General features: G+C 71.1%; 7 protein-coding genes. 2 read left to right on the top strand and 5 right to left on the bottom strand.

The features are described 5' to 3' along the window. Nucleotides 1-12: 12 nt before the first annotated feature. Nucleotides 13-708 carry a pirin family protein gene (locus tag K8638_RS27475; RefSeq protein ID WP_223757601.1) on the top strand — a complete coding sequence of 232 codons (696 nt, stop codon included), beginning with the start codon at nucleotides 13-15 and terminating at the stop codon, nucleotides 706-708. Nucleotides 709-729: 21 nt separating this feature from the next. Next, a complete protein-coding gene (locus K8638_RS27470) occupies nucleotides 730-1650 on the top strand; it encodes a pirin family protein (RefSeq protein ID WP_223757600.1) in 921 nt (306 codons plus the stop codon). A gap of 558 nt (nucleotides 1651-2208) precedes the next feature. On the opposite strand, the gene K8638_RS27465 is transcribed toward K8638_RS27470, so the two are convergent. Genes K8638_RS27465 through K8638_RS27445 form a run of 5 tightly spaced genes read right to left on the bottom strand, consistent with a single transcriptional unit; the run spans nucleotide 2209 to nucleotide 12412 of the window. Further along, on the bottom strand, nucleotides 2209-5058 hold the full coding sequence (locus K8638_RS27465) for a DUF6519 domain-containing protein (protein WP_223757599.1): 2850 nt from the start codon (nucleotides 5056-5058) through the stop codon (nucleotides 2209-2211). Beyond that, nucleotides 5058-7304 (bottom strand): hypothetical protein, encoded by a 2247-nt coding sequence (locus tag K8638_RS27460; protein WP_223757598.1) that lies wholly within the window; start codon nucleotides 7302-7304, stop codon nucleotides 5058-5060. The genes K8638_RS27465 and K8638_RS27460 overlap by 1 nt, the downstream gene beginning before the upstream one ends. Next, nucleotides 7297-9603 carry a hypothetical protein gene (locus K8638_RS27455; protein ID WP_223757597.1) on the bottom strand — a complete coding sequence of 769 codons (2307 nt, stop codon included), beginning with the start codon at nucleotides 9601-9603 and terminating at the stop codon, nucleotides 7297-7299. Before K8638_RS27455 ends, K8638_RS27460 begins: the two co-directional genes overlap by 8 nt. Next, nucleotides 9600-12035, bottom strand: a complete 2436-nt coding sequence (locus tag K8638_RS27450; protein ID WP_223757596.1) for a hypothetical protein — start codon at nucleotides 12033-12035, stop codon at nucleotides 9600-9602. The genes K8638_RS27455 and K8638_RS27450 overlap by 4 nt, the downstream gene beginning before the upstream one ends. Continuing rightward, nucleotides 12035-12412, bottom strand: a complete 378-nt coding sequence (locus K8638_RS27445) for a GPW/gp25 family protein (RefSeq protein WP_223757595.1) — start codon at nucleotides 12410-12412, stop codon at nucleotides 12035-12037. The genes K8638_RS27450 and K8638_RS27445 overlap by 1 nt, the downstream gene beginning before the upstream one ends. Between the last annotated feature and the right edge of the window lie 5 nt (nucleotides 12413-12417).

The raw sequence follows: 12417 nt of genomic DNA, 5'->3' as shown, positions 1-12417 counted from the left end.
AAGGAGCACCCCATGATGATCGTTCGACCTTCTGAAGCGCGCGGCCATGCCAACCACGGCTGGCTGGACTCCCACCATACCTTCTCGTTCGCGGACTATTACGCCCCGGACTTCATGGGCTTCCGCGCCCTGCGTGTCATCAACGAGGACCGCATCACGGCGGGCGAGGGCTTCGGCATGCACCCGCACCGGGACATGGAAATCATTACCTACCCACTGTCGGGCGCCGTCGCGCACCGGGACAGCACGGGCGGCGAGGGGCTGCTACGCGCCGGCGAGGTACAGCGCATGACGGCGGGCACCGGCGTCCTGCACAGCGAGATGAACGGCGCCGACGAGGAGCTGCACCTTCTGCAGATCTGGCTCCTTCCCAGCCGCCGCGGTCTGAAGCCCGGCTATGAGCAGAAGTCCTTTCCCGAGTCCGAGCGCCAGGGCCGCTGGCGCGTGGTGGCCAGCCCCGACGCCCGCGACGGCAGCCTCACGGTGAACCAGGACGTGTTGCTGCACAGCACGCTGCTGGGCAAGGGCGAGCAGGCCGAGTACACGCTGGCACCGGACCGCCATGCCTGGCTTCAGCTGGCACGCGGCAGGGGCACGCTCGACGGCGTGGAGCTGAAGGCGGGAGACGGCGTGGCCGTGTCCCAGGAGTCGCGGCTGGTGCTCACGGCCTCCGAGCCTGTCGAGGCGCTGCTCTTCGACCTCGCCTGACCGACGTGGAAGGAGCGAGACATGAGCTGGGATGAGACGACCGAGACGCGGCAGCACCCGGAGCTGGAGACCCTCATCGTCTCCCGCACGCGGGACCTCGGCGATGGGTTCGAGGTGCGGCGGGCGCTGCCCTCGGCCCGGCGCCGGATGGTCGGGCCCTTCATCTTCCTCGACCAGATGGGGCCCGCGGTGTTCCGCTCGGGCCAGGGGCTCGACGTGCGGCCCCACCCGCACATTGGCCTGGCCACCGTCACCTACCTCTTCGAGGGTGAAATCCTCCACCGCGACAGCCTCGGGGTGGTGCAGCCCATCCGGCCCGGCGAGGTGAACTGGATGACCGCGGGGCAAGGCATCGTCCACTCCGAGCGCACGGCTCCCGAGACGCGGGCCGCAGGCGGGCGGCTCTTCGGCCTCCAGGCCTGGGTGGCGCTCCCGAAGAAGCACGAGGAGACCCGGCCCACCTTCGTCCACCACGCCGCGGACACGATGCCCTTCCTCGAGGGCGAGGGCGTGCGCATGCACCTCATCGCGGGAGCGCTCCATGGGAAGCGCTCGCCCGTGCAGACGTTCTCGGACATGTTCTACGCGGACACGGCCCTGGAGGCGGGCGCGGGCCTGGTGCTTCCGGCCGAATACGAGGAGCGCGCGCTCTTTCTCTCGGAAGGCTCGGTGGAGATCGACGGCGTCGGGTTCAAGCCGGGGGAGCTCCTCGTCTTCCGGCCGGGGAGCGAGATTGACATCCGGGCCTCCACCGCGGCGCGGATGATGCTCCTCGGCGGCGAGCCCATGGACGGTCCGCGCTACATCTTTTGGAACTTCGTCTCGAGCTCGAAGGAGCGGTTGGAAGAGGCGAAGGCGGACTGGAGGGCCGGGCGCTTCGCCCGGGTACCGCAGGAGACGGAGTTCATCCCGCTGCCCGAGGAGCCCGCTCCCGTAAGGTGATACCGACTACTTCCGGTTCTGGTAACCACCGAAGTTCGCAACCGGCCTTCTTTTGTTCTGGAGCCGACACCCAGATTTGAACCGGGGACCTACTGATTACGAATGAGTGGGGCCTTCTCGGGCTGCCATCGGAACCAGCCGGAACTACTGTGGAACATGGTCACTTTGGGCCCTGCTTGGCCGCCGGGGGCTGCTCGAATTACCCAACACGAGCCCCCTCTCAGCTACCTCATTACCCACAAGGGCGGTGGTCGCACGCCTCACCAAGTACTCGCATTCTGGCCGAGGGGAGCGGCGCACACCAGCGGCCTCCTACCCCGGCCCGTCACAGCGCAAGCCCCCTCCCCCCGCGCCAATGAAGGGCCCGCCCGCTTCAACGGCACGGCCCCATGTCTGGCGAGCCGACCCGGGAAAGAAGAAGCGAGGCCCTCTCGTAAGAGAACCTCGCCCTGCCCTCTTGGGGACTCGAACCCCTATCACCATATAGCTGAGGTGCTCCTCCGAAAGTTCTTCTCGTGGCCGACCTTGTCAAGCCGGCCCGGGCCCGGCCCCGGGGTCTCAATCGAGCCCCCGGTTGTCCACTTGAATCATCCCGTTCGCCCATTCGAAGGGGGTGTTGTCGAATTTCTCCGCGAGGTTCTCCGACGCCTTCCAGACGCCAAACTCCGAATCCTCTGGGTCATTGTTGAGGGCTGTCACCGCGATTCCCACCGAGCCCCCCTCCACATGGTTGCGCTGGATGAGCGCCAGGCGGCCGAGCGTGCCCTTCACCAGGATGGCCTGGGTTTTCAAGTCGGACGCCTCCAGCGCCACGTCGACGTGGTTGTCCAGGATGGCCAGGTTGTTGCACGATCCGACGAAGATGCCGTGCCGCTGGTGCACTGCATCCACCGGAACCCGCACCTCCACGTTGTTTCCCTGGATGAAGACCCGGCCGACGTCGATCCGGGTCATCCCCTGCTGCCTGCGGCTGAGCCCGACGTGGATGCCCTGCTGGACGTCCCGTAGCGTGTTGCCGACGATGCGGACATCCTCCGCCACCTGGCCACCGACGACGATGCCCTGCAAGGCCACCGGCGTGAGGCGCCCCAGCGCATGGGTCCGCCAGTTCTTGAACGCCGGAATCTCACTGACCCGGCCTCCCCGCACCGCGTCCTCGGCCAGGGACAACAGCATCCGCCGAACCCAAGGCACGCCCAGCTCTTCCTCCCGCGGCGGGGGCAACAGCTCCTTGGCCTCCTTCCACGCCGCGCCCTCCTGCTCCGCCAGCCCCTGAGGCGTCTGGAAGAACACATTGAATTGCTTGTGCCGCGGATGATCATATTCGAGGACCAGCTTCACGGTGCCGAGGGACATGTCCGGAGAGCTCTCGGGATTGATGAGCAGGCTGCGCATGAGCACCTGCCGCAGCCTCTTGACGTACGAGCGGAACTTCAGGAGCTCCTCCCCACGGAGTGGCTTGCCGTCGAGGAGCGCCGGAGCCATCGCCAGGGTGTTGCCCTCGATGTGCGTGCGCTTCGCGTTGATCACGAGGATGCCCACCTGTTGCGCACCGATGCGCAGATCGCAGCCTCGGATGCGCACCGGCACGTCGACCAGGGGGTGGTCTGGCGAGTTCACCACCGACACGCAGGACGCGGCGCGCTCCTCACCCATGCCGCACTGGAGCGTGACGCCCTCCATCGTCACCGGGCCACAGTCCGAGAAGGACAGCACCCCGTTGAGGTGCTGCTGGCCCGAGCTGGCCAGCCCCGCCTCGGCGTACAGGTCACGAACGGTGACGCTCTTGCAGCCCTCGAACCGGAACACCGACTCCTGGTCGGGCGCCAGCAGCCGCGTGCCCGAGCCGGCCCCTGAAATCTTCACCTGCCCTCCGGAGACCTTGAGTACCCGGGGCACCCGATAGGTGCCGGGCCCGAAGCAGAGGTGGAGGTCCTTGCCGGCGGGCAGGTGCTCGAAGAGATGCTCCCAGCCCGCGCGTGGCGAGACCGTCAGGGCGCAGCTGCCGCCCAGCAGGGTGAGCGGCAGGAAGCGGGCCCGGCAGTCGATGACCTCCGCCGTGTCGTCCTTCCACACCAGGAGGGCCAGCGGTGCGTAGAAGCGGCGCGGACCCTCGGGGGGACGCTTCCCCGGGGCGATGAGCTGCCAGGGCACCACGGTGCTCGCGCTCCGGGGCCGCACGGCAATCACCCAGTGGTCTCCGGCTTGCTGCTGGGCCCCGCTGACGGTGACCAGGAGGCCGGTATTGCCCAGCATCACCGGGACGTTGGGCGTATAGCTCGTGGGCAGCGCGGATTCATCGGAGCCGCGGTGCCACACCCGCATGAACACGTAGGCCCTGTCCTCCCCCCTGTCCTCGAGCACCGCGCTCACGTCCGGGGGGTAGCGGCGCGTCCAATCCCCCTCGTTGAAGCGCTGGGGCAGGGGCTTGTCCACCCGCAGCTCGCCCGTCTCGGGGTCGTAGCTGCTCGTCACCGTGGCGAAGTAGGACGGGCCCACATCAGGCGGGAGCGGCCCGCGCGCCTCGGCCACCTTCTCGCCATTGGGAAGGATGGCGGACCAGGGGATGATCTCCACCGTCTGCCCGGTGCGAGGCCAGTGCACCTCGTCCCGGGGAGGTGTGCGCAGCGTCACCTTGTCGCCGCTCACGTTCACCCGGTACAGCGGCCCCCCGTTGTCATAACCCCAGACGAGCTTGCTGCCCCCCACCAGCTCCACCCGGATGGCCTGGTTGTCCGCGCCGAGGTAGCCGCCCTCCACCCCCGGAGTACACAGGTCCTCCGGGAGGCCGCTCTGCTCGAAGCCCACGGTGAGCCGCGCCTCCGAGCGCCGCTCGCCTTCGTCGCTCAGGCCCAGCTTGTCCCTGAGCTTGTCCCAGGCCACGAGCGCATCTTCCGTCCGCACGTCCTGGAACAGCCGCACCCGCCGCATCGTGCGCAGGCGCGCCGTGGTGTCCACCCCGCCCAGCGCCTCCTCCAGCAGTTCGCCGTCCTCCGTGGCGGTTACCGGCTGCTGCCAGGCCTCGACATAGACCAGATCCACCCTGGAGGCCCTGCCGATGGCCGTCCGGTCCTTCCGCGTCTGCTGCAGCCAGTCCCTCTGCCCGGAGAAGCGCTCGCCGCCAGGCTCCAGCTCCAGCCGCAGCCCCCCCACGTACAGGGTGCCCGGCCGGATGTCGAAGTCGATCAGCGTCCCCCCATCGAACTCCGTCAGGCTCGGGTTGGCGATGGAGAAGCCGTCGTCCGGACTGCCGTGCGGTCCAATCACGTGGACCCGCTCGGCGCGGCGCTCCTCCTTGGCGAGGATGTCGGAGACGTTGAGGTCGTCGTCCGTCAACATGCGACCCTGCAGGGCGCGCATGGCGTCGTAGTGCTTGCGTGAATCATGTGAGGATCGGGTGATGTCCATTAGCTCTCCAGGATGATGGCGGGGATGAGGGCGAACGGCATGTACTCGGCGACCTTGGCGCGCAGGTCGTCCAGGCGGATGGGGCCGTTCCGTCCGCAAAAGGCGCCCAGCTCCGAGCGGTTCTCTGCGCCCCGCCGGAGGGACTCCGGCGCCGCCTCGCGGAGCTGCCCGTAGCCGGGGTGCCCGAAGACGTCGGACGTGAAGAGCTGGCGGTCGTCCGGGAGAGAGACCGACGCGTAGGGACGAGGCAGGATGCTGCCCTCGAGCGCGGCGCTGAAGCGGAAGCAGCCACGCTGGGTGTCCACCACCCGCACGAGGCCGGTGATGAGCGCCTCCGAGGCCTCAAGCCGGTGCACCCGCAGCCCTCCGAGCACCGTCACCCGCCGCAGCTCCAGCGCTCCCGAGGGCTGCGACACGGCCGGTCCTGTCGCCGGGTCGAGCACGTGGAGGATGGAGTCGCGGACGTGGAGGACCTCCACGTCTCCCATGCCCTGGACCCGTGCGGAAGCAGTGATGGAGGACTCGATGCGCAGCTGCTCCACGTGGCCCTCCACGAGGAGGCGGACCGGGCGGATGGCGCCGCCCAGGACGTCGGTGCCTCCCGGGTCCAGGGTGCAGCCTCGCAGCGTCACCTGCTGGAAGGTGCCCCGGAGCACCAGGTCTCCAGTCCCTCCCAGCCAGAGGCCATCCAGCACCAGCGAGGCCTGCCGGCCGGCGCCGGTGAGCACCCAGTCACGCTCCAGGCGCACGTAGGGCCGCTGGCCGCTCGCCGCCTGGAAGGTGAGCCTCGTGAGGTCCGGCACGTCCGTCAGCGGCCCGTAGGTGTCGCTGTCCTCCAGCTGCGTCGTCGCGTCCGGCGCCAGCGCCAGCGCGGCCGGCTGGGGACCTCCCCTGGAGAGCCTGAAGTCCGGCGGCGCCAGCCGCTCGCTCCGGCCATACGTTCCGGCCCCAAGCTCCCCGGAGAAGCCGTAGTGGTAGGAGACGCGCAGCAGCTCGGGCGCCGCCGGGTCCACATCCAGGAACTGGAACCGACCGCGCTCCGGATCAATGGCCAGGTGCCTGGGAGCGCTGGCCAGCAGCGCGTCGATGCGCGGGGTGGAGAGCCACTCCCGCAGGCTGGCCGCGGCGGCCAGCTCCGGGAACATCGGCAGTCCGCCCCCCTCGTCCACGAGCACCGAGTGCGCAAGCAGCGCCCGCTTGCCGCACTCCTCCACCAGCGCCCCGCGCAGCAGTAGCCGGTACAGGGGCCGCGGGGAAGGCGGGGGCGGCGCCAACTCCGCCTGGAGCGTGGGCATTGCCCGGAGCTGGTCGCGCAGGCTCCGCTCGTCCGGGAAGGCGATGCCGATGAGCGTGCGCAGCTCCGCCGCGGCCGCCGCTCCCAGTCCCGCATCGAGAAGCACGCGCACCTGCTGCTCGTCCACCTGGTAGCGGGCATCACCGAGCACGTGGCAGCGCATGGGCGCCGGCAGCTCCCACTCCCGCGCCCGGCGCCAGTGCTCCCCCGTCTCCCGGAGGGAGAGGCGCCGGCTGGCGCGCATGAAGAGGGGCACCTCCCGTCCCGAGGGGTCGAAGACGAAGCGCCGCGCGTCCACCCGGAAGGGCCTCACGCCCCGCACCTCGTACGCGCCCAGCCGGTAGAGGTGGAAGGCGAGCTTGGGGAGGTTGTAGCGCCCTTCCATCCCCCCCTGGTGCCGCCGCACATCCAGCGTGTGGTGGAGCTCGTCGAAGGGCCCCCCCGTCCGCTCGACCCCGTGAGGCCGGCGCAGGTCGGGCAGCCCTCCCGGCAGCGTCGCCGTGAAGCTCCCCACCCCGGCGGCCGGCTCCGGGTCCAGCAGGTGCGGCGTGCGCAGCATCCTGCGGAACAGCTCCCCCACCGAGCCCTCCCAGCCGGTGATGTCGGCGATGAGCTCCTCCAGCACCGCCGGTGTCCCGCTGCGGCGGCGGTAGTAGAGGGTCTTGGCCACGTCCGCCCGCTGGCCCCGCCGGTTGACGGAGGACAGCAGCCGCGTGCCCACCAGGTCCCCCAGGTACGGCACGGCCCAGTCGTCGCAGAGCTCGATGAACTGGTCCTCCCACAGCCGGTCATGGCTGCGCCGCACCCGGGCCGCCTGCTGCGCCAGCAGCTCCACCAGGGCCCGCAGCCCCCCGGGCCGAGCGCCCTGGCCGTCCTCGTGCCGGTAGACGGCGGGGAGCAGCTCCCAGAGCTTCTCGGCGAAGTAGCGCTCGAAGCCGTCGCGCTCAGCCATGGTGGCCCCTCCCGTTGAGCACCAGGTCCCCCTGCTCCTCCAGGTCGAAGTAGCTGCCCGTCCCCGGGGACAGCGCGAACTGGCTGAAGGGCTTGTCGTTCCAGGTCACCGCGGTCACCTTGGAGACGCCCTCCACCGCCACCACCGCCGCCAGGAGGCGGCTTCGGTAGAGCGGCACGCCAATGCCGATGCGCTCCGGCGACAGCAGCCCCTCGACGGGCTCCGCCAGCACCCGGCGCACCTCCGCCAGCACGGGGGCCACCTGGTAGCGGGGAGCCACCTCCAGCTCGAGCGCGAGGACGGCCTTCCTCGCAGTCGCCGGCACCGCGTCCACGGGCGTGGAGGGCTCGCACATGCCACGCACCCGGGCGCGTACCGCGTCCCGCAGGGACTCCGGGCCGATATAGCGGATGAGCACCACGGCCCGCTGCATGCCCGGGCTCCAGTCCCAGTCGGCGCGCACCGCCCGCACACCGGGGCTGTCCGCGGCCACCGCCTCCATGTCCGCGATGGAGACGGCGCGCCCCAGCACCAGCGCCGAGCGGGGCCCATACTGGCGGATGAGGGCGGCCGGGAGGGCATCGGCGCCGCCTGCTGCCGCCACCGGGTTCTTCACCGCCAGCACTCCCGGCACCGGCTGGACGAGCTGATGGATGGACCCGGCCGGCGGGCTGGCGGCCCCCGCCCCGAACCGGTAGCTGGCGACGACGTTGTCCACCCCGGTGGGCAGCCGCGCCCCGTGCTGGCCGTCACCGAAGGTGACGAACGTCTGCTCCTCGTCGTCCGTCCGCAGCACGTAGACGCGCGCGTCCGGCCCCTGGCCGAAGAAGCTGGGCACCTCCTGCCAGAGGATGCCGCCCACCCACACCTGCAGGGTGCTCACCAGCTTCCCGTCCTTCGTGACACGCCAGGTGAGCGGCTTCTTCTGCAGCTTGAAGGAGGGGTGTGGCACCGAGGCATTCCCGCTCCCCAGCACCTCGAGGGGCACCGTCTCTCCCCGGCTGGCGTCCACCACGTTGCCATAGACCTCCACCGGCACCCGCAGGGGGGGGCGCTCCCCCTCCGGGAGGAAGGTGGAGATGCGGCGCTGGCGGAAATCGAAGGACGCCCTGGCCGCCAGCCCTCGTCCGTCCGCGTCCCGCACCAGCACCCGCGAGGGCTCCACCCCGGGCTTCTCCACCGGGGGCTGCAGCACGAGCGGGTCCGTCACTCCCACCGTGGAGCGCAGGGGTGACGCCTCGTGCGCCACCTCGCTGAAGCCGAAGTGCACCCCTACCTTTCCCGGGAGCACGCTGCCAAAGGGCCAGGTGCCGCTCAGCTTGAGCACCGTCACCGGCACCTCGGCCGTGTGGAACACGGTCTTGCCGTCGCTGTTCGTGCTGCTGCCCACGCTGATCGACTTGCTGGACTCGGTGACGGAGGACACCTGGAAGGCCGCGGTCTGGACCCCGACGGTGACGAAGACGTCATCCCCGGGCTGGAGCTGCCGGTAGACGGTGTTGAGGGTGAGGGTGGTGGAGGTGACGTGCGTGTCGGTCTGCAACGTCCACAGCCCGGCCGCCTGCTCCGGGCGCAGCAGGCGCAAGGGGCCGGCATCGCTGGCCGGGTGGGACTTCGCTCCACCGGGGGTGGGGTCCGTCAGGGTGACGCGCAGGTACTGCCCGCCGTCCTCGCCCTGCTCCGGGGTGACGGCCTGCACCCGCCGCGCGACCCGGGGGCCACCAGCGCCAAGGCACAGCACCCGCTCTCCGGACACGAGCCGTACCCCCTGCCGGGCCAGGAAGCTCTGGCGGTCGGCCGAGTGCGAGGAGGCCGGCTGCGACTCGAGCCTCCAGCGGCTGGCCAGCGGCTCCACCCGGGAGTCCTCGTCCAGCTCGAACACCTGCGGCGGCTGACCGTCGAAGCCCCCCGAGCGGAACGCCATCCCCCGGGGCAGCACGAGGGGCTGGCGCCCGTCGGCCAGGATGGCCAGCCGCACCGAGGCCGCCACCGCCGGCCGAGGCCGGTAGCCGAGCAGCCCCACCAGCTTGCGCAGCGAGGAGCGCTGGCGCGCGGTGCGCAGGTACGTCTCGTGGGCGATGACCTCGTCGTAGAAGGCCAGCACGTCGAAGACGTAGGCCCCCATCTCCAGGAGCATCAGTCCCAGGTCCTCGCCCTCGCGGGCCCGCCAGCCGACGAGCGCGCCCATCCCTGGGCCGGCCAGCGCCTCCAGCATCGCCTGGCGGAAGCCGGCGAAGGTGGCGAGCTGCCGGGGGATGGACTCCTGCCCGGCGGCAGGGGTGAAGCCCTCCTCGCTCATCGCCCCCCCCGTGTCTTGACGCGGATCGTCCCGCGCGCCGGGTGCAGCGGGTCATTCACCACGCGCACCACCTCGTCCGCCCCCACCCAGAAGATGACCCCCGAGAGGAACTTCCAGTCGAAGAAGCCGCGCCGCCGCAGCCGCAGCCCCTCCACCGCGCGCACCCCGGGCTCGCGCTGCACCTGCGCCTCCAGTTCCGCCAGCTCCAGCGGGGTGCCGAAGGTGAAGCGCTCCGGCGAGAAGAATGCGTCCGGGCCGCCCACCAGCACCCTCAGCACGCGCCCCTCCACGTCCCCCGCGGAGGCGGACGGCTCCACGCAGACGGAGAGCTCCAGGTCCAGGTCCACGTAGGTCGGCTCCAGCACGCACACCTGCCGGCCCGCCTGGCGGAAGCGCTCCAGGTGCTGCTCCAGCTCGCGACGCCGGGCGGGAGCGAGGGCCACCTGCTGGTGCGGGTCCGCCGTGACGAAGGTGGTGAGCCAGCTGCCCGTCCAGCGCTGGGTGGCACCCGCTCGCTGGACCCAGGGCAGCCGCTCGGCGGCCTCTGCATGGTCCTCCGGCCGCACCGCCCGATACGTCACCGCGCGGAAGGCCTCGGGCGCGAGCTGCCGCACCTCCTCGGCGCTCTCTGGCGCCAGGGCGTCGGTGATGGGCAGCGGGTTGGTGATGGACTCCACGAAGGTCAGCCCCGAGAAGCGCGTGAGGGCCCCCGCCGGGAGGTTGGCCCGGATGCCGTCCCCCAGCCGGTAGTGGACGCGGAAGAGCGTGCCGGGCTCCGGGATGCGCCCGAACTCCCCATCGCCAAAGCGCACCGTCCAGCCCTCGTTGCCCGCGTAGTCCACGTGGACCACCTCGCCTCCCGGGCGCTGGAAGCCCACCAGCCGCCGCCAGGTTCCGTCATCGAGCGTGTAGTGCGCGCTGTCGGGCAGCGAACTCCCCGCAGCCCCCATGAAGGCGGGCCGCCACTCCCAGACGCGGCGCGGCGCCAGGGGCGAGGCCGGCTCCACCTCCTCCAGCCACACCTCCGGCAGGGCCTCGCGAGGCTCCTCCCCCAGCCACACCAGCTCGCGGCGCTCCGAGCCGGGCAGCGAGCAGAGGAAGGTGGTCACGCGGAAGGGCTTGGGCTCTGCCTCCCGCAGCACCCCGTCCCGCTCCACCGCGAGCACCGTGCCCTCCGGACTTCCCACGGGCACCTCGCGGATGGCGAAGAAGAACGGCCCCTCGGTGCTGCCCGCGGTGGCGGGCACCAGGTTGCAGCGCACCTCCAGCGTGGCCAGGTCCAGCTCGTACGGAAGCGCCTGCTCCGGCTCCCAGGTGATGTGGGTGATGTCCTGCGCCGGCGGGAGGGGATCCACGCCCTCTTCCACCGATACCAGCCGCACCCGCCAGGACCGGATGGGCTCCGAGGGATTGCGCGGCGTGGTCCGCAGCAGCACCTGGCGGCTCCAGGGCTCACCCGGGGGCGGACTGTTGCTCGTGAGGAGCGCCTGGTGCTTCCCGTCGAGCGTCAGCTCGGTGGCGCCCACCGGCAGGCTCCGCACGTCGGCGTCCCAGAAGTACGCCTTCAGCCCGTTGAGCTCCGCGTCCACCGGCCACACCAGAGGCGTCCGGGAGAAGCGCTCGGCCAGTCCCTGGCCCACCTCGAAGACGATCTCCTGCCCGTCCCGGAGGGCCGACACGCGGTCGCCGGCCTTCAGCGTCCCGCGCTCTCCGGCCTTCACTGTCACGTCCAGCCAGGTGGTGGCGCCCCGCCCGTCATGAACCCGGTAGTCCACCAGCCCCACGTGCCGGCGGAGCGAGCGGCGCTGGGTGGCTGTCTCCAGGTACGCCTCCCGGGCGAGCCGGTCCTGGTAGTAGGACAGCTCGTCCCCGAGGGCGCTGAGCAGCTCGGCCACCATCACCCCGGCATCCGCCTCCAGCCGGTCTGCCCAGCGGGGGTGGCGCTGCGAGGCGAAGTCCAGCAGGGCCCGGCGCAGGCTCTGGAAGTCCCGCGCCTCGTAGTCCACCGGGAAGTCCACCTCCGGCCCGGGCGCCTCGGGCAGCTCCGGTGGCCGGCAGTCCTGGCGGGTCGGGCAGACCACCTTGAAGCTGAAGGCCTGCTCCCGGAAGAAGGGGTCGATCCGCTCGTGCTCCAGCCTCAGCACATACGAGGCGAAGCCTCCGGGCCCATCGGTCTCCAGGTGCAGCACCCCGCCCTCCAGCCTCCGGCGCACCACCCGCATGGGAGGGACATCGGCGGCAGCGCTCTGGGCGCGGAGGGACACCCTCACCGTGTCCACGTCCAGCGGCGGAGCGGGCGTGACGAGCAGGTGGACCTGCAGCTTCGCCGGAGTGCCCGGCGCCTGCCGCGGAGTCTCGTCCACGAGGATGAAGTCTATGCCCGTGAAGTGCGTCTGCTCCCGCAGTCGCTCGCGCCGGTCCTGGGCAGCCATCAGAGCGTGACCTCCAGGTTGAGGTAGCGGCGCTCGCCGCGGGCCTGGAGCCAGTAGGAGATGCCCACCTCCAGGGACTCGGTGAGCGCCCGCACCTGCACCTCCTCCACGCGCAGGACGCTGCCCAGCCACCGGTCCAGCGCCTGCAGCACCATCACCCGCGTGAGCTGGGCGGTGGCGTCGGTGAGAGGCGCGAACACCAGGCGGCGCAGGCCGCAGCCGAAGTCGGGGCGGTGCGCGCGCTCGCCGGGGGTGGTGAGCAGCACCTGGCGGATGAGCTGCTCCACGTGCGCCTCGTAGGAGGGCTCCTCGGCCAGCCGGCCGCTCGACTCGTCCACGGCGAAGGGGAAGCGGATGCTCTGGATGCGCTCGGCCATGTCAC

It is taken from the genome of Myxococcus sp. RHSTA-1-4 (assembly GCF_020037125.1).
Classification (GTDB): domain Bacteria; phylum Myxococcota; class Myxococcia; order Myxococcales; family Myxococcaceae; genus Myxococcus.
Note: the sequence above shows the minus strand (reverse complement) of the source record. Positions and strands in the feature narration are given on the sequence as shown.